This window comes from Salinibacterium sp. NYA9b, from assembly GCF_976973725.1.
This window is the reverse complement of the sequence record NZ_OZ333476.1, coordinates 1,968,687-1,986,037: the sequence shown is the minus strand read 5'-3', so window position 1 is coordinate 1,986,037 and position 17,351 is coordinate 1,968,687. Positions and strand designations below refer to the sequence as shown.

The 17,351-nt window shown below is 61.0% G+C and carries 18 protein-coding genes; 13 read left to right on the top strand and 5 right to left on the bottom strand.

Going from position 1 to position 17,351, the window contains the following annotated elements; all coding sequences use genetic code 11:
• The first annotated feature begins 21 nt into the window (after positions 1 to 21).
• The 5 genes from mnmA (at position 22) to gatA (ending at position 7,003) form a co-directional block, all read left to right on the top strand.
• Positions 22 to 1,185: a tRNA 2-thiouridine(34) synthase MnmA gene (mnmA, locus tag ACWFSR_RS09505; protein WP_197106020.1), complete on the top strand. Its 1,164-nt coding sequence runs from the start codon at positions 22 to 24 to the stop codon at positions 1,183 to 1,185.
• An 89-nt stretch (positions 1,186 to 1,274) separates the two neighbouring features.
• The gene (gene ligA, locus ACWFSR_RS09500) at positions 1,275 to 3,596 is read left to right on the top strand and encodes an NAD-dependent DNA ligase LigA (RefSeq protein WP_447522260.1); all 2,322 of its coding nucleotides are present in this window, start codon (positions 1,275 to 1,277) and stop codon (positions 3,594 to 3,596) included.
• Between the two features lie 128 nt (positions 3,597 to 3,724).
• The gene (locus ACWFSR_RS09495; protein ID WP_447522259.1) at positions 3,725 to 5,092 is read left to right on the top strand and encodes an alpha/beta hydrolase; all 1,368 of its coding nucleotides are present in this window, start codon (positions 3,725 to 3,727) and stop codon (positions 5,090 to 5,092) included.
• An 82-nt stretch (positions 5,093 to 5,174) separates the two neighbouring features.
• Positions 5,175 to 5,489 (top strand): Asp-tRNA(Asn)/Glu-tRNA(Gln) amidotransferase subunit GatC, encoded by a 315-nt coding sequence (gene gatC, locus ACWFSR_RS09490; RefSeq protein ID WP_197106017.1) that lies wholly within the window; start codon positions 5,175 to 5,177, stop codon positions 5,487 to 5,489.
• An 8-nt stretch (positions 5,490 to 5,497) separates the two neighbouring features.
• Positions 5,498 to 7,003, top strand: coding sequence for an Asp-tRNA(Asn)/Glu-tRNA(Gln) amidotransferase subunit GatA (gatA, locus tag ACWFSR_RS09485; RefSeq protein ID WP_197107146.1), 1,506 nt, complete (start codon positions 5,498 to 5,500; stop codon positions 7,001 to 7,003).
• Here the strand turns inward: gatA and ACWFSR_RS09480 are convergent.
• Positions 7,000 to 7,554, bottom strand: a complete 555-nt coding sequence (locus ACWFSR_RS09480; protein ID WP_447522258.1) for a CGNR zinc finger domain-containing protein — start codon at positions 7,552 to 7,554, stop codon at positions 7,000 to 7,002. The two genes, gatA and ACWFSR_RS09480, sit on opposite strands and share 4 nt — an antisense overlap.
• A gap of 71 nt (positions 7,555 to 7,625) precedes the next feature.
• Between ACWFSR_RS09480 and ACWFSR_RS09475 the strand changes: the two genes are divergently transcribed.
• From ACWFSR_RS09475 to ACWFSR_RS09445, 7 genes are all read left to right on the top strand, one after another.
• Positions 7,626 to 8,669 carry an EamA family transporter gene (locus ACWFSR_RS09475; protein WP_197106015.1) on the top strand — a complete coding sequence of 348 codons (1,044 nt, stop codon included), beginning with the start codon at positions 7,626 to 7,628 and terminating at the stop codon, positions 8,667 to 8,669.
• Positions 8,662 to 10,179, top strand: a complete 1,518-nt coding sequence (gene gatB, locus ACWFSR_RS09470) for an Asp-tRNA(Asn)/Glu-tRNA(Gln) amidotransferase subunit GatB (RefSeq protein ID WP_447522257.1) — start codon at positions 8,662 to 8,664, stop codon at positions 10,177 to 10,179. The genes ACWFSR_RS09475 and gatB overlap by 8 nt, the downstream gene beginning before the upstream one ends.
• A gap of 42 nt (positions 10,180 to 10,221) precedes the next feature.
• Complete coding sequence (locus ACWFSR_RS09465) at positions 10,222 to 10,554, top strand: glutamyl-tRNA amidotransferase (protein ID WP_231599668.1); 333 nt, start codon at positions 10,222 to 10,224, stop codon at positions 10,552 to 10,554.
• Positions 10,555 to 10,733: 179 nt separating this feature from the next.
• Positions 10,734 to 12,119 carry an MFS transporter gene (locus ACWFSR_RS09460; protein WP_197106012.1) on the top strand — a complete coding sequence of 462 codons (1,386 nt, stop codon included), beginning with the start codon at positions 10,734 to 10,736 and terminating at the stop codon, positions 12,117 to 12,119.
• An 80-nt stretch (positions 12,120 to 12,199) separates the two neighbouring features.
• Complete coding sequence (locus ACWFSR_RS09455) at positions 12,200 to 12,751, top strand: OsmC family protein (RefSeq protein WP_447522256.1); 552 nt, start codon at positions 12,200 to 12,202, stop codon at positions 12,749 to 12,751.
• Between the two features lie 184 nt (positions 12,752 to 12,935).
• On the top strand, positions 12,936 to 13,964 hold the full coding sequence (locus tag ACWFSR_RS09450) for an alpha/beta hydrolase (RefSeq protein WP_447522255.1): 1,029 nt from the start codon (positions 12,936 to 12,938) through the stop codon (positions 13,962 to 13,964).
• 54 nt (positions 13,965 to 14,018) lie between these two features.
• Positions 14,019 to 14,315, top strand: coding sequence for a DUF1905 domain-containing protein (locus tag ACWFSR_RS09445; RefSeq protein WP_197124125.1), 297 nt, complete (start codon positions 14,019 to 14,021; stop codon positions 14,313 to 14,315).
• 43 nt (positions 14,316 to 14,358) lie between these two features.
• On the opposite strand, the gene ACWFSR_RS09440 is transcribed toward ACWFSR_RS09445, so the two are convergent.
• The 4 genes from ACWFSR_RS09440 to ACWFSR_RS09425 are packed head-to-tail and all read right to left on the bottom strand — an operon-like array spanning position 14,359 to position 16,580.
• The gene (locus ACWFSR_RS09440) at positions 14,359 to 14,778 is read right to left on the bottom strand and encodes a DUF1761 domain-containing protein (RefSeq protein WP_197106008.1); all 420 of its coding nucleotides are present in this window, start codon (positions 14,776 to 14,778) and stop codon (positions 14,359 to 14,361) included.
• A gap of 47 nt (positions 14,779 to 14,825) precedes the next feature.
• Complete coding sequence (locus tag ACWFSR_RS09435; RefSeq protein WP_447522254.1) at positions 14,826 to 15,575, bottom strand: cytochrome c biogenesis CcdA family protein; 750 nt, start codon at positions 15,573 to 15,575, stop codon at positions 14,826 to 14,828.
• A 6-nt stretch (positions 15,576 to 15,581) separates the two neighbouring features.
• Positions 15,582 to 16,082, bottom strand: a complete 501-nt coding sequence (locus ACWFSR_RS09430; protein ID WP_197109725.1) for a thioredoxin family protein — start codon at positions 16,080 to 16,082, stop codon at positions 15,582 to 15,584.
• Positions 16,083 to 16,139: 57 nt separating this feature from the next.
• Complete coding sequence (locus ACWFSR_RS09425; protein ID WP_197106005.1) at positions 16,140 to 16,580, bottom strand: hypothetical protein; 441 nt, start codon at positions 16,578 to 16,580, stop codon at positions 16,140 to 16,142.
• A 146-nt stretch (positions 16,581 to 16,726) separates the two neighbouring features.
• On the opposite strand from ACWFSR_RS09425, the gene ACWFSR_RS09420 reads away from it, so the two are divergent.
• Positions 16,727 to 17,350, top strand: a complete 624-nt coding sequence (locus ACWFSR_RS09420; RefSeq protein WP_447522253.1) for a hypothetical protein — start codon at positions 16,727 to 16,729, stop codon at positions 17,348 to 17,350.
• The last annotated feature ends 1 nt before the right edge of the window (position 17,351 follow it).

The following is a 17,351-nucleotide window of genomic DNA, read 5'->3' as shown; positions in this document are numbered from 1 at the left end:
CTCGTCTCGTACACTTGATGTATGAAGGTTTTAGCGGCGATGAGTGGCGGAGTGGACTCCGCGGTTGCTGCCGCGCGTGCAGTCGAGGCAGGGCATGAGGTTGTTGGGGTGCATTTGGCGCTGAGCCGGCAGCCAGGAACCCTGCGCACCGGTGCTCGCGGTTGCTGCACGATTGAAGATTCTATGGATGCCCAGCGGGCGGCCAACATGATTGGCATCCCGTATTACGTCTGGGACTTCTCCGAGCGCTTCAAGCTCGATGTCGTCGATGACTTCATCGCCGAGTATTCGGCCGGACGCACTCCGAACCCCTGCATGCGCTGCAACGAGCGCATCAAGTTTGCGGCTCTCCTCGAGAAGGCTGTCGCCCTAGGGTTTGACGCTGTCGCTACCGGCCATTACGCCAACATCGTTGAAGATGACAACGGCAATCGTGAGCTTCACCGCGCTGCGGCCTGGGCGAAAGACCAGTCCTACGTTCTTGGTGTGCTCACGACCGAGCAGCTCGCGCACAGCATGTTCCCGCTCGGGTCTACGCCGTCGAAGGCAGAGATTCGTGCTGAGGCCGCAGAGCGTGGTTTCTCGGTAGCGAACAAGCCTGATTCTCACGACATTTGCTTTATCCCTGATGGCAACACTCGCGGCTGGTTGGCCGACAAGGTTGGCGCAGAGCAGGGCGAAATTCTTGACCGCAATGGCGAGGTTCTCGGCAAGCACGAGGGTGCTGTCGCGTTCACGATCGGCCAGCGCAAGGGCCTCAACGTCGGTTATCCCACGGATGACGGCAAGCCCCGTTTCGTGTTGGAGATCCGTCCCAAGACCAACGAGGTCGTTGTCGGGCCCCGCGAAGCTCTTGCTCTTTCCGAAGTCGCCGGCACCAAGTTTTCGTGGGCTGGGCTTGACCCGCTCGCCTCGGGTTTCATCAGCGAACCCGGTGCAAGCTTCGAGTGCCATGTTCAAGTGCGCGCACACTCCGACCCGATGCCGGCCACCGCTCGGATTGCCCCGGCAACCGAGGGCGTCGACAACGTCGGCGATGCGAAGGGTCCCGAGCTCATTGTGCGGCCCCACGAGCCGCTCATTGGTGTCTCGCCCGGCCAGACTGCGGTTCTTTACGTTGGCACGCGAGTGCTTGGCCAGTGCACAATCGCACGCACCGTTTCTGCGGTTCCGGTCGGGGTCTAAAACTCCTCGATTGGCCCCTCGGTCGGCTCTCCTGCCGAGTCGGCATGGTTGCACACTCAGAAGTCAGTGCCGCTGTTTACACTTGAGGCGTGGCTACTAGCACCGAGAACTCAGGTTCCTCCCACTCGTCCGACGGCCAGGTCGTTGAGACAGCCGATCCGTCGCTCGCCGAGGCGCGGCACGAGGCAGAAAGCCTCACCACGCGCATCCTTGAACTACGTGATGCGTACTACGTGCGCGACGAAGTGCTGGTCGATGACGCCGAGTATGACGGTCTAATTCAGAGGCTCGAGAAACTTGAGACCCTGCATCCTGAACTCCAGGGCCAAGACAGCCCGACCCTGCGCGTTGGCGGTAAGGCAGCCACCCTCTTCGATCCCGTTGAGCACGCCGAACGCATGCTGAGTCTCGACAACGTCTTCTCGCTCGAAGAGTTCGCTGAATGGGCCGCGAAGGTGCAGCGCGATTCTGCGCGCGACGTCGACTTCTTGTGCGAGCTCAAGATCGATGGGCTGGCGATCAACTTGCGCTACATCGATGGTGTGCTCGTCAGTGCCGCCACCCGGGGCGACGGTCGCGTGGGCGAAGACGTGACCGAAAACGTTGTGCGCGTGGAAGGCATTCCGCAGCGGCTGGCAGGCACCGGGCATCCGCCCATCGTTGAAGTGCGTGGAGAGGTGTTCATTCCGCTCGAGCTGTTCCGCGAGCTGAATGCCGAACAGACTCGCATCAGTGAGAAGGTTTTTGCGAACCCCCGCAACGCTGCGGCGGGGTCGCTTCGTCAAAAGTCTGAGGGCAAATCTGAAGAGAAGCTTGCCCACATGCGTCGGCGATTGTCGTCGTTGCGGATGCTCGTGCACGGCATCGGCGCGTGGAATGGTGAGCGTGAGGGCCACGAGCCCATTCGCACCCAGAGCGAGATCTACGGTGTTCTTTCCGGTTGGGGCCTGCCGACGAGCAAGTATTTTCGAGTAGTGCCGACGGCGGGCGAAGTAGAAGAATTCATTCTCTACTACGGCGAACACCGGGACAGCGTTGAGCATGAGATCGACGGCATTGTGATCAAGGTCGACGAGCTTGCACTTCACGACGAGCTCGGCGCTACCTCTCGTGCGCCGCGGTGGGCGATCGCCTACAAATATCCGCCCGAGCAAGTGAACACGAAGCTGCTCGACATCGTGGTGGGAGTGGGGCGCACCGGTCGCGCAACACCGTATGCGGTCATGGAGCCGGCGCTCGTTGCCGGGTCTGTCGTGCGGCAGGCAACACTGCACAATCAGGATGTCGTCAAGCGCAAGGGTGTCCTCATCGGTGACACCGTTGTGCTGCGCAAGGCGGGCGATGTGATCCCTGAGATTCTTGGCCCGGTCGAAGAACTGCGGGATGGCAGCGAGTACGCCTTTGTCATGCCCGCGAATTGCCCAGAATGCGCTACACCGTTGCGGGCGATGAAAGAGGGCGATATTGACTTGCGGTGCCCGAATGCCCGCAGTTGCCCCGCTCAAGTGCGAGGTCGTATCGAACACGCCGGCAGTCGGGGCGGGCTCGATATCGAGGTGTTGGGTGAAGTAATTGCTCGTGCCCTGACCCAGCCCCGCGAACCCGAGGTTCCTCCGCTGATCAACGAGGCGGGGTTATTCGATCTCACGGTGGAAGATATCTTTCCGATTGTCGTTGCGGTGCGTGACTCCGAGACGGGGGAGGTGCTCGTCAACGATGACGGCTCCGACCGACTCGTCACTCCGTTCCGGCGTGCACGCAAGTTCACGGGCAAAGACGCTGACCCCGAGTTCGATGCCGACGCGACCGAATTTTCTGGAACACCCGATTGGGTGCCGTCGAGCAACGCAATCAAACTCATCGCCAATCTTCAGGAAGCGAAAACCAAACCCCTCTGGCGGCTCCTAGTGAGCCTCAGCATCCGCCATGTCGGTCCGGTCGCTGCGCGTGCTCTCGCCGACTATTTCGGCTCGCTCACCGCCATCCGCGAGGCCACGCGAGAAGAACTTGCCGCCGTGGATGGCGTGGGCGGAATCATCGCTGATTCTGTGGGGGACTGGTTCGAGGTCGATTGGCACCAAGAGATCGTGCAGCGGTGGACAGATGCGGGTGTGCAGTGGTCAACTCCCGGTCATGCCGGCCCCGGCGCCGCTCAGTCCAACGACGGGATTCTTGCCGGATTGACCATCGTTGCCACGGGCAGCCTCGATGGATTCACTCGTGAAGGCGCACAAGAGGCGATCATCGCGGCGGGCGCTAAAGCGGCCTCCAGCGTGAGCAAAAAGACTGACTATGTTGCCGCCGGGCCGGGTGCCGGTTCCAAACTCACCAAGGCGGAGCAGTTGGGTATCCCCGTGCTTGACGCTGCACAATTCGCCCGTCTGCTCAAAGGTGGCCCTGAAGCTATTTAAAACTATGCAAAACGACAGTAATGCCTTTGGTTTACCCCCGAACAGGGCGCGATTGCCTTAGGATTGCCTGAACGTGTTCGTGTGCGGGGATGGCACATGGTCAATGTTCCTGAGGGGAATACCCGTCGTTGCTGATTGAAATTGCATTCGTTCTAGCTACCTCGGTCGTCGGCTTACCCGCCACCGAGGTCTCTGGCGTGCCCGAAGTGCACTTCAGCTCGATTGTCACCAGCGATGCACCGGCCCCCTTTGTGGGTCCCGTCGTCGACACCACTGGGGCGCTGAGCGGCTCGGCGGTAGGAACATCCACGTTCAGCGGTCGTACTCTGACAGCCCTCGCGAGCATTCCCACTAGCGGCATTGCGGAGTATCTTGCAGCCCGCCCGGGCGCCGTGGAACAGATCCTTTCAGCGCAGCCGCCCGCGCAAGAAGTGGCTCTCTGGTGGGGCGACCTCGCGATTGACCGCCAAGAAGCGTTAGAAGTAGCGAGCCCCCAACTCCTCGGCAACCTTGAGGGCGTGCCGTACACGATTCGCGATGTCAGCAATCGCACGGTGCTTGACGAGACAATCGCCGAGCTCAATTCGGTCGCGAATTCGGATGCCGGTCGTGCCGTGCAGCAGAGCGCACGTCAACAACTCAGCATGTTGTCCTCCATCTCGGAGGCTCTGGTCTTTGATAGTTCTAACCCCGAACGCACTCTGGTCACGTTGGATGTCACGGGGCAGGGTCGGGCTGCCATTGTGCTTGGCGACCTGAACGACGCCGACTACGTGAGTTTCTTGGTGCCGGGCATGTTCTTCACCATTGAGGGGCAGATGTCGTTTTGGGCGGATGCCGCCAACACTCTGTACACCGAGCAACAGGCGTGGCTTGAGCTCTTTGATTCTCAGTCGGTCTTCACGAGCAACGAAACGGTCGCCACCGTGGCGTGGATTGGCTACGACACCCCTAACCTCACCAATGTGGGGGCGATCGATAACGCCGTACAGGGGCGTGACACTCTGGCGAACGCCATTCTCGGTCTGCAGGCGCAACGTGGTGCCGATCAGCCTTACATCTCGGTAGTCGCACACTCGTATGGAACGACGGCGGCGATGATGGCGTTGTCGGAATATGACTTCGATATTGATGCCTTAGCAATGGTGGGTTCGCCCGGAAGCCCCGCAGAGTCCGTCGCTGATTTGAATGTGCGCGATGGCAACGTGTTTGTCGGCGAGGCCGCGTGGGACCCGATTCCTAATAGCTCTTATTTTGGTGCCGATCCTGGCACCGCGTCATTCGGTGCACAGTCACTCGGCGTGAGTGGCGGCTTCGATGTGCTGCAGAAGCAAGAACTGGCTGGCTCTGTTGGCCACAACGAGTACTTCACTCCCGGCTCTGAAGCGATGCGTAATTTTGCGTTGATGTGTATCGGTCGCGGTGACCTAGTCATTCCCGAAGACGCTTCCGGCGTAGCGCGGGCAATCGGCTCAACGGCTCACGATCAGAGCTGATTAGAGCCCTGTCGCTCCTCGCCTCGCGCTAAGCCGAATACACTTATACGGTTCCCTGTCTGTTTCCCATCTTCGGAGCTCCATGACTGACACCAATCCTGGTGCGATCACCAGCGAGGTTGTTTCGCACCTCGCCTCGCTCGCCCGTATCGCCCTCACCGCTGACGAAATCGAGAAGCTCACTGGCGAGCTCGGCGCAATTGTCGATTCTGTGGCCAAGGTCAGCGAAGTCGCTACCGACGATGTTCCCGCAACAAGCCACCCGATTCCGCTGAGCAATGTTTTCCGTGCCGATGTTCCCGGCGTCACGCTCACCACAGAGCAGGCCCTGGCCGGAGCACCCGAGCACGATGGTTCACGTTTTGCGGTTAGCGCGATTCTGGGAGAAGAGCAGTAATGGCAGATCTGAACGACCTCACCCGCATGTCGGCATCCGACTTGGCAACCAAGCTGAGCTCGGGCGATGTGTCGTCGGTTGAAGCAACCCAGGCGCATCTCGACCGCATCGCTGCCGTCGATGACAAGGTCCACGCGTTCCTGCATGTGTCGGCGGATGCTCTGGCCAATGCCAAGCGCATCGACGAGCGTCGCGCGGCAGGGGAGTCGCTCGGCGAACTCGCCGGTGTGCCCGTTGCCGTCAAAGACGTGCTGTGCACAATCGATATGCCCACCACTGCTGGGTCCAAAATTCTCGAAGGCTGGGTTCCGCCCTACGACGCAACACCCGTTGCGAAGCTGCGTGCGGCCGGCCTGATTCCGCTCGGCAAGACCAACATGGATGAGTTCGCCATGGGGTCGTCAACCGAGCACTCGGCATATGGTCCGACTCATAACCCGTGGGATCTCGACCGGATCCCTGGTGGTTCCGGTGGTGGTTCGGCCGCGGCAGTGTCTGCGTTTGAGGCTCCGCTTGCCCTCGGTTCCGACACCGGTGGATCGATCCGCCAGCCGGCATCCGTGACGGGTTCTGTTGGCGTCAAGCCCACCTACGGCGGAGTATCGCGCTACGGCGCGATCGCGTTGGCTTCGTCGCTCGACCAGGTCGGCCCCGTCTCGCGCACCGTTCTCGATTCGGCGTTGCTTCACGATGTCATTGGTGGCTGGGACCCGCGCGACTCCACGTCGCTCAACGAGCAGTGGCCGTCGTTTGCTGCTGCCGCTCGTGCCGGTGCTGCTGCCGAAAGCCTCAAGGGCGTTCGTGTTGGTGTCATCAAGCAGCTCGACAGCCCCGGCTTCCAAGCGGGCGTCTCGCAGCGCTTCCACGAAGCACTGCAGTTGCTCACTGATTTCGGTGCCGAGATCGTTGAAGTGGATGCTCCGCACTTTGAGTACGCCGTTGAGGCGTACTACCTCATCCTCCCCGCCGAGGCGTCGAGCAACCTCGCTAAGTTTGACTCGGTGCGCTTCGGCCTCCGCGTCACGCCCGAGGGTGGCGGAACCGTCGAAGACGTGATGGCAGCAACTCGCGAGGCCGGTTTCGGCGCCGAGGTCAAGCGCCGCATCATCCTCGGTACCTATGCCCTCAGCGCTGGTTACTACGACGCGTACTACGGCAGTGCACAGAAGGTTCGCACACTCATCCAGCGCGACTTCGCTGCGGCCTTCGAGAAGGCTGACGTTCTCGTCTCGCCCTCAGCGCCCACCACCGCGTTCAAGCTCGGTGAGAAGCTCGAAGACCCGATGGCGATGTACCTCAACGATGTGACGACCATTCCGGCGAACCTTGCCGGCATCCCAGGCATGGGGCTCCCGATGGGGCTCGCTCCTGAGGATGGTCTGCCGACCGGTTTCCAGATCATGGCTCCGGCTCGCGGCGATGCTCGACTCTACGAAGTTGGCGCGACACTTGAGCGCTTGCTTGAGCAGCAGTGGGGTCACACCCTGCCGAGTCAGGTTCCGTCGCTCGGCTAGTTGCCTGCGGCTTGCCGCTCGCGGTAGGCGATTTGATTCATCCGGTTTCCACAACGGATGCTGCAGAACCGGCGTGAGCCGTTGCGTGACAGATCGGCCATGAGGCCTTCGCAATCGGGGGCTTGGCAGCGTCGTAAGCGCCACATGGCGTCGGAGCGCACAACGTCGACGAGCGCAAGGCCGACTTCGGCCTGAATGCGCTCGGCGAGGGGTGCTTCGGGGTCGTTGGCGTGCAGGTGCCAATCAAAGTCGCCGTGCCGCGCTAGGAAGGGCAGCGCCTTTGCTTCGGCGAGCATCGCGTTGATTTCGACGGCGGCATCGTCGCGGGTCAACTTCCAGACCTCACGGATACGGTCGCGAACGGCGCGCACTTCGGCGACTTCGTTGTTGTCGCGGTCGATGCGCCCGCTGAACCGAAACTGCATGATGAGAGCGTGCACGTGATCGGCCGTCGCAAGCTCGTCGGCGCCCGATCTGCTCGCGAGTTCGTGTGTATTTCCGAGCAGAACGGCAAACTCGAGACTCTCCACGGTGTCAGGGGCAAAATGCAATTTGACTCCTTATTTGTTTCGAGACTAGCGTCAGCAGAAATACTCGTCAATCTCGTTCAAAGTAGTCGCCCATGAAACGCTCATCCACAACTCTCGGTTTGCTTATTGCCCTTGTTGCCGCCGCTAGTTTTGGGCTCTCCGGAGCGCTCGTAAAACCAGTCCTCGAAGCCGGGTGGAGCCCAGCCGCCGCCGTAACGCTTCGCGTGCTTATCGGTGGTGCAGTGCTCGCTCCGTTCGCGATCCTGGCGCTCAAAGGTCGCTGGATCGCCCTGTGGTACGCGCGCAGTCGCATCCTCCTGATGGCCATCATTGGCGTTTCAGGAACCCAGTTGGTCTACTTTGCGGCGATCGAACGCATCCCGGTCGGCATCGCGATTCTTCTCGAATACATGGCGCCGTTGCTGCTGGTTGCCTTTTCGTGGGTCACGTCGCGGCGCACGCCTAAGGCCGTTGTGCTCATCGGTTCCGTCGTCGCCCTCGGCGGGCTCATCCTCGTGGTCTCCCCAGAGGGTTCCGGGGCCCTTGATCCACTCGGAATCATGTTCGGCGCCTGCGCTGCTATCGGCGCCGCCGTGTATTACGTCGTTGCCGCGCGCACGAGCGAAGGCCTTCCGGCGGTGGCTCTTGCCTCGGCCGGGTTGCTCATCGGAGGCATCATTCTCGGGCTTGTCGGCCTCGTCGGCATTGTGCCGTTCGATATGCCGATGGTGGATGTCACGGTGCTGGGCATTGTGGCTCCGTGGTGGGTTCCGCTGCTCATCGTGGGTATCGTCGCGACCGGTATCGCGTATTCGACGAGCATTATGGCGAGCGAAATGCTCGGTTCCCGCCTCGCGTCTTTCGTCGGATTGCTCGAGGTCGTCACGGCAGCGATCTACGCGTGGTTGCTGATTGGCGAGAACTTGTCGATCATGCAGTTCATCGGGGGAGCACTCATTTTGGCGGGAATCGCCTTCGTTCGCTCCGAGAAATCCGAGGAGTTCAGCGACTTCACGATTGAGGCTGAAGCTATTCCGAGCGACGACGATGAACCAATTTTGGCCCCAGCATCCGCGCCGCTCGAACCGGGTACCGATACGGTGCCGTTGCGCCACGTACAATCATCGGGTGGCTAAAGCTGAATTGATGGACTACGACAAAGCACTCGAACTATTTGAGCCGACGCTCGGTTTCGAGGTGCATGTCGAGTTGAATACCCAGACCAAGATGTTCTCGGATGCTCCGAACCCGGCAGCATCCGGTGCTGAGCACGGCGAACCGAACACCATGATCACTCCGGTGGATCTCGGCTTGCCCGGCAGCTTGCCTGTCGTCAACGAAGAGGCGATCAAGTATTCGATCTCTCTCGGCCTTGCGCTCGGCTGCCAGATTGCGCCGAGTTCGCGCTTTGCCCGCAAGAACTATTTCTACCCCGACCTGGCGAAGAACTACCAGATCAGCCAGTTCGATGAGCCGATCGCGTTCGAGGGTTCTGTCGACATTGAGCTCGAGAGCGGTCGCACGATCACGATTCCGATCGAGCGCGCGCACATGGAAGAAGACGCCGGCAAGCTCACGCACGTGGGTGGCGCAACTGGTCGCATCCAGGGTGCCGAGTATTCGCTCGTCGATTACAACCGTGCTGGCGTTCCCCTCGTCGAGATCGTCACGCACATGATCACGGGCACCGAAGCGGATGCTCCCGAGGTCGGCAAGGCCTACGTTTCGGCTATTCGTGACATCGTTCGTTCGCTCGGTATCTCTGAAGCCCGTATGGAGCGCGGCAACTTGCGCTGTGACGCGAACATTTCGTTGAGCCCGCGCGGCTCCGGAAAGCTCGGAACGCGCACCGAAACCAAGAACGTGAACTCGATGCGCAGCGTCGAGCGCGCGGTTCGTTACGAAATCCAGCGTCAGGCGGCCATTCTTCAGAAGGGTGGCACGATCACTCAGGAGACGCGCCACTGGCACGAAGACACCGGCGTCACGAGCGCTGGTCGCCCGAAGAGCGATGCTGATGACTACCGTTACTTCCCGGAGCCTGACCTTCTACCGGTTGAGCCGTCGCTCGCATTGATCGAAGAGCTGCGCGCGGCACTTCCTGAGCCTCCGGCAGAGCGTCGTCGTCGACTTCAGGCGGCCTGGGGCTTCACCGATCTTGAGTTCCGCGATGTTAATAACGCGGGCCTCTTCAGCGAAATCGAAGCGACTATCGAGGCTGGCACGACGGCGGCTCAGGCTCGCAAGTGGTGGACAGGCGAGATTGCTCGACTGGCCAACATCCAGAGTGCAGACCCCAGCTCGTTGATTACCCCCGCGGATGTCGCGGCTCTCGTCACGCTCATCAACGATGGTGTTCTCAACGACAGTCTGGCCCGCCAGGTTCTCGAGGGTGTCATTGCTGGCGAAGGTTCACCTGCCGAGGTTGTCGAGAGTCGTGGACTCAAGCTGGTCTCGGATGACGGCCCGCTCATTGCGGCGATCGATGAGGCACTTGCTGCTCAGCCTGATGTTCTTGCGAAGATTCGCGATGGCAAGGTTCAGGCCGCCGGCGCAGTTATCGGCGCAGTCATGAAGGCAATGAAGGGTCAGGCTGACGCCGCTCGCGTGCGTGAACTTGTCTTGGAGCGCGCTTCCGCCGAATAACGCGAGCAGCGCTTGTCGGCTGCAGGCAGTACCGTTGTGGTCATGTCTGATTCTGCTGAACTCGTTGTCGAAATCCACGTACCGCTTACCCCCGACGCCAATGCGGCCGAGGGCGAGTCGCGGTTCCCGTGGATCGAATCGCTCGTGGAATTCACGAACGAGCTCGAAGAGGGCGGCGAGATTTTCGTTGTCGAAGAGGGCGACGTGTTCAACGACGCGTACGTCATTGTGATCACGGGTGCCGACGAGTCGACGCTCACCGGCGTGGCCAATCGTGTGGCGAACCTTCCCGGCATCCCGACCGGTGTTTTTGCGGTTGTCACGGATGCCGATGCTGACGAGTTGGGGCAGGGCACGGTCGTCGAGATTTCTTAGTCGCACGCGCAGTCGCGCCCGCATCCAAAGTTAGTCAAATTTGTTTGATTTGGAGCGCGGGCGGCATACACTGGAATGGCACCGCAGCCGCCAGTGTGAGCGCGTGATTATCCGCCGCACCGACGAGGAACCATCCGTTCCGTCTGCAGTAGCTTCGTACTACTGAAGAGCTCAACACCATGACACGCAACATCCCCGTGGGCGCAACAACTGGCCCCATTTCTGTACCCACGAGCATTTTTTCTGCGCACCTGCGATGGACAACGATCGGGGCGTTCGCCCTGATCTTCTTGGGCGCTTTTGAAACGCTCGCGGTTACTACGATCATGCCGACGATCAGTCGTGATCTGAATGGCCAAGCGCTCTATTCGGTCGCGTTTTCCAGCACGCTGGCAGCGAGCGTGATCGGAATGGTGCTTGCCGGTCAATGGTCTGATCGCACGGGGCCAGCCAAGCCGTTGATCGCGGCAATGGTGGTTTTCACCCTGGGGCTGCTGGCGGCAGGCTTCGCCGGAACGATGGGCATTTTCATCGCCGGCCGCTTTCTGCAGGGCCTCGGCTCCGGAGCCCTCATCGTTTCGCTCTATGTGGTTGTCGCCCGGTTGTATCCGGCGGCGCTGCATCCGAAAATCTTCGGGCTCTTCGCTTCCGCGTGGGTGTTGCCCTCGTTGATCGGCCCACCTCTTGCGGGAGTCGTTGCTGAGCAGATCAGTTGGCACTGGGTGTTCTTTGGTGTCGTGTTTCTGGTGCTGGCGGCGGCATCCGCGATTCTGCCTGCGATTCGCATTCTGATGAGTCAGCCGGTGGTGCCCGCCGAGAAGTCGTCGGGCGGCCGCGCTGTGGTGTGGGCGATCGTTGCGGCGCTGGCGGTGATGGGCATCAGCCTCGGTGGTGAACGCGACGGGGCGCTCGCGTGGCCGCTGGCCGGGGGAGCGTTCGTGATCGTCATCATTGCGCTGCGGCCATTGCTGCCGACAGGTTCGTTGAGCTTCCGGCGCGGGCTGCCCGCCACGATCGTGTTGCGCGGCTTCTTTGCCGCCGCCTTCTTCTCGACCGAGGTCTATCTGCCGTACTTGCTGAACGAACGTTACGGTCTGCCCGCCTGGGCGGCCGGTCTCATCCTCACCGTCGGCGCGGTCTCGTGGGCGGTGGGCTCAGCGCTGCAGGGCCGCCTTCCGGAATCTGTTTCTCATGGGCGCGTGGTGGTCGCGGGCGCTCTCTTGCTCAGCTTCGGCATCGCCACCCAGTTCATCACCGCGTATTTCATGCTCTCGTTGTGGGTCGCCGCGATCGGCTGGCTCGTCGCTGGCGCCGGAATGGGCATCACCTTTCCGCGGCTCTCGACCCTCGTGCTCAGTCATTCCAGCGCTCGAGACCAAGGTTTCAATAGTGCTGCGCTCTCGATCTCGGATGCCGCTGGTGGCGCCATTGCGATCGCCTTCAGCGGTCTCGTCTTCGCTGGCGTCGGCGGGCTCGTGGACGGGGCGGGCTTCGTAGCCGCACTCGGTTTGGCGACGGTAGTGGCAATCGCTTCGGTGCCGGTCGCGCTGCGAGTTCGCACGTAATAAATCTCTTTGTTAAGCACTGTTTCGGTCTGTTACGGCGTGCTCTCGCGACCGCCGCGGATTGCGATTACCGTCGCCGCATGACACTTCTCACGAATGAAACCACGACCATTGATCTCGCTGCCGACCGTGCAGCCCGACTCACCGCTGCCGGCGCTGCCTGGAACTCGCGAATTGCCGCCAAGCCAGCCGCAGCCGAAATCACGTACGCCGTCACCGGCAAGGGGGTCGGCTCTGTCGGCACCGTACTCAAGGCAGGAAAGCATGTCTTCCACATCGACGAGCCCGAGGGACTCGCCGGGGATGATGTTGCCGCCAGCCCCGTTGAGATTGCTCTTGGCGCGCTGATCGCCTGTCAGGTAGTCGTCTTCCGTCTCTACGCTCAGGCGCTCGACATCCAAGTAGATGACATCTCGGTCAAGGCTGAGGGTGACCTCGATGTTCGCGGCCTCTTCGGAATCGACGAGAACGTGCGCAACGGCTTCGGCGCCATCCGTCTCTTCGCGACCATCACCGGGCCAGAGTCGCAGGAACGTTACGACGAGTTGCGTGACGCAGTCGACGCCCACTGCCCCGTACTCGACCTGTTCGCGAACCCGACCTCAATCACCACTCAGGTGGTCAAAGGCTAAGGGCACCCCATGATGATGCCCTCTGACATGCTCGACCGGTAGCTCAGGCTACCGGTCGAGTTTTTTTTTAACTCCCGTGCCGGTTAAAGCCCGCACTGCCAGCCAGCACAACCGCACAATCCCGCCCCGAACGGGGTAGACCGTTTCGCGCCGCCAGCTTCAGCACGCCCCCTACGCTGGAGATATGAGCCGCACAACCGAGCCACGTCCCTGGATTAAACGTCGCTCGAGTCAGATCGGCTTAGTCGCTTTGTCTCTCGGTATTGCTGCTGCTCTCGTCTGGACGCTGAGCCCCTGGCCCGCAGCACTGCTCATCCGGGCGATGTTCGAGGCCGATGCCTCCAAGGTTGTCGCCGAGATGGAAGGCCACGCCACGACTGTTCCGCTTACTGAAACGCTGGATGAGGTGTACGGCGATGCGGGCGCGGAGACCTCGCTCGATGTCTACTCTCCGGCTGCGTCATCCGGTCCCCTCACTACCATCGTCTGGATTCATGGCGGTGCCTGGATCTCGGGCGACAAGTCGAACATCACCCCCTACGCCCGCAATCTGGCCGCCGAGGGATTCACTGTTGTCGCGGTGAACTACACAGTGGCGCCCGATGCGATCTACCCCACGGCGCTCACTCAGCTGAACGACGCGATGGGCTATCTCGTTGACAATGCTGTGCGCCTGCAGATCGATCCCGACAACATCGTGTTCGCGGGAGACTCTGCTGGTTCGCAGCTCAGTGCCCAACTCGCCACCGCCATCACGAACCCCAGCTATGCGACGACGCTCGGGCTCACGCCAACCCTGAGCGCTGACCAACTGAGCGGGGTCATCCTCAATTGCGGCATTTACGACGTCAGCGGCATCCCCAATGCTCCGGGGCTTGGCGGTTGGGGTTTCCGCATCGCGTTATGGGCGTACATCGGCGACAAGGACTGGTCTGATCAGCCCGGTGGCGACGAGATGTCGGTCATTGACGATGTCACTGCTGACTTTCCGAGCACGTGGATCTCCGGCGGCAACGCTGATCCGCTCACCCCGTCGCAGTCGGTGGCCTTCGCTGACGCCCTCGACACTCTCGGGGTCGACACCACACGCGTGTTTTACGCGGACAATCACTCCGCGCAGTTGCCGCACGAGTACCAGTTCCACCTTGATTTTGAGGATGCTCGCTCTGCATTCGACTCGACGGTCGCCTTTGTGAAGTCCGTCGAGCAGTAGCTCGTCTGCATCTCGCCAACGTCGCGACTGCAGACTGGCGAGTACGCTCAAAGCATGAAGCCCGAGTTCGAGTTCACGTCTGAGATCACCCCGTGGTCGTCAAAGCCCAGCGTGTATTTTGTGCAGGTGCCGCCGGATGTCGGGGCCGACGTAAAAGAGATCCCGTCACCGCCGCGGGGGTTCGGTGCCGTCGCGGTAGAAGTCACTATTGGCTCCACCACGTGGACGACGTCGATCTTTCCGAACAGCAGCGTGGAAGACAGCTTCTTTCTCCCCGTGAAGGCCGCTGTGCGCCGCGCTGAGGGTTTAGAGCTCGGTGATACGGTGCAGGTGTCGATCCAGCTCATCTAACGGACTGCAGCGGGCGTGGTAGCCGCTGCGGTGTGGGCAATGGCTAGGCCGGCCACACCCCGATGATGATGGCCATGACCACAATCGTCACGAACTCGTGGCTCACGTTCAACACGGTGAGGCCGTTGGGGCGCCCATCGAATTGGTCGTGAGTGATGAAACGTGCCGCGGTGAATCCGCCCCACAACACGATGCTGGTCAAGACCGTGTTGAGAAAGAAGCTTCCGCCGTAAAAGTCAGAGGCGATGAACGCGGCGCCGGCAAGAATCCAGGCCGTAAAGAAACTCACGATGACCGTGACCACAATGGGTCGAACGGCATCCGCAGTGTTGCCGCTGGGGGTGACGTTGGCCGCCTTCATCCAGTAGTTGCCAAATACGCGCGGGGAATACCAGATAGTGCCGACGATCATGCTCGATAGCGTCGCCAAGATGACGGCGATGTAGTTAATTTCGGGAACCATGACAACCTCCGGTCGATAACGGTCACCGAAGCCTACTCTCCGAGCGACTAGCCGGTAATGCTCTCTTCGAACCGTTGAATCGGGTCGTACCAGCCCTGCTCGAGCACATAGCTCTGGAACTGCTTATCGAGACCCAGGATGACGGCGAGACCCACGACCAACAGAATGATGCCGATCACGCGCTTGAAGACGCCGTTGGGGTTAGCGAGCCAGCCGAGTTTGCGAGCGAATGCCTGACCGAGAAACGCGATCATGAGCAGCGCGACGGCGAGGCCGATGGCGTATACGACGATGTAGAGCAGGCCTTCTGCGAACGAGACCGGCAATACTGTCGCCAAGATGAGCGCATAGGTGGGGGAGCAGCTGCTGAAGGTCGGGCCGAGTGCTGCACCGAGCATCACATCTCCGCTAAGGCCGCCGCGTGAATACGAACGGTTCATCACGGCGTTTGCCCGGTTTTGGATGCCCGTGGCGAGCATAAAGCGCTCCCAGAGCGCAGGGAATACCAGCGTGAGGCCGAAGATGATCAGGATGCCGCCGGCAATGATCTGCCACACCAGCTGCGGGATCCCCAGCAGGGCTGTCGTTGCTTTGAGCAGCAGGGTGAAGATGATCACTGACCCTGCGAGGCTCACCGCGATAACCACAGGGCGGAACCACTGGCGTTCGGCCACGGTCGAATCGCTGCTGGTGCGCGCGATCGAGCCACCCACGATGACCGGCAACAGCGGCAGCACGCAGGGCGCAGCAACCGTCAGAACTCCCGCAACAAACGAGAGCAGAATCAGGCTAAGCATCGGGGCCTAGCCGAGGGCGGTGAGAACGGCGTTTAACGAAGGGTCGGCGTACGCCACAAAGTTGTCTTGCACTTTCTCGCCGTTGGCATCGACCTCAACGAACGTGGTCTGCTGGGTAACGCCGTATTCGGCACGTAGATCCTGGTTGGTGTCGTAGTCGACCTTCACGATCGTGATTCCAGAGGGAACGCCCGACGCCTTGATGTCTCCGTCGGCGGAGACGCACTGGGGGCACCACGTGGCGTGGAAGAACAGGATGACGCGACCATCGGCATCCGCAATGGCCGAGGGGCTGTAGTCGACGTAGTCACCGCCGCCATCGTTCTCGATGGCAACAGCGTCGTCGGTCTCGGCGCCGGAGTCGCTTGAGCTCTCCGAACTTTGAGCTGCGCTGTCAGCGGCAGGGGACTCGCTAGAGCCGTTCGAGTTCTGGGCTGAGACGATCCAGACTGCTGCAATAACAACGACGGCAAGAGCAACAATGACCGCGACAATTCGCTTGTTCATGCCTCTAGTAACGCACGCGGCCTCAAAATACTTCCGCGGGTGGCGAAATTTCTCTGGTTATACCCAGACTTCAGCGGTGTGCGAATACAGCTTGAGATCGCCGAAAGTCAGGGCACCCGTGAATCTGGCTCGCGTATACGGGAGCAAAACCATGAGCGCTGCGCCCGCTTTGTGCTCGATTCTCACTTCAATGGCGTCAGACTTGAGCGACGCAATTCTCGTGTTCGAGACGATGGCGCTGCAGCGAGAAATGGCCGCCATCTGGCGCAACTGAGTCACGGTTTGCGCAATCAGTTTCTCGGCATCTAGGTGCTTCTTCTTCAATGCTTCGTCAGCAGTCATTTCAAGCACCCGGCCGCTGCCATCCGTCATCAGCGCGAACGTCATGAACTCACTCGCATGGCCCAAATGGCTTCGTGCCACATTGAGCGCAGAGTCGAGAATTCGATCAACGTCAGCCTGCTGCTCGGCGTTGAGCGCGTCCCTCCACGATTTCATATTCCAAACCGTAGCGACTCTCACACCCGCTTGTCCTGCGAAGCGCCCAAATCACCCGCGTTTTGGTGTCAAGACTGATTCTCACGTTGTGCACTCGATTGCGCCGATTTTCCACGTTCGTCGCACCGCTGCGCTAACGTCGAACCATGCAAAAAGCGCAACTAACCAGTGCACAGCGGGGCCATTCTCTTGTTGCGGGAGCGGTTGCCCACGCCTTCTTCTCTGTGGGTTGGCTCATGCTCGGCTTCGTCGCCCTCGGCGGGGGACTCACCCTGCTCGTTGGTGGCACCGCAGCGGGAGTGAGCGGTCTCTTTGGCGATGTGCCGGCGGTGCGTGACGTGGTGAGCGGCGCGGGCAGTGTGATCGGCACCGTGATTATCGTGATCGGCATCGTTGCGCTTCTCTTGGTGGCGCTCGCTGCATTCGCGAGCATGTACTTGCTCAAGCGCGGCGGCGTTCGCAAACCGTGGCAGGTCACCTTCCAGTCCCTCGGCATCGTTGCGCTGCTCGATGTCCCCCTCTTTGTGGCCTATCTCACGATCGCGGCGAATGTCACCGACTCTGCTGTTGGTGGCACTGTTCTTCTCGGCCCCGTTGTCGGTATCCTCGGCTCCGCCATTGTCGGCGCCCTGGTCTGGTGGTGGATGGCATGGTCGCGTCGTGGATCAGCGTCCACATTTGCTGGTGTCACAGCCACGGCATCCGCGACCGCCGTTGCGACTCAGCAACCACCGAGCGTCGATGGGGATACTGGCAGCAACGAAAAGTAGT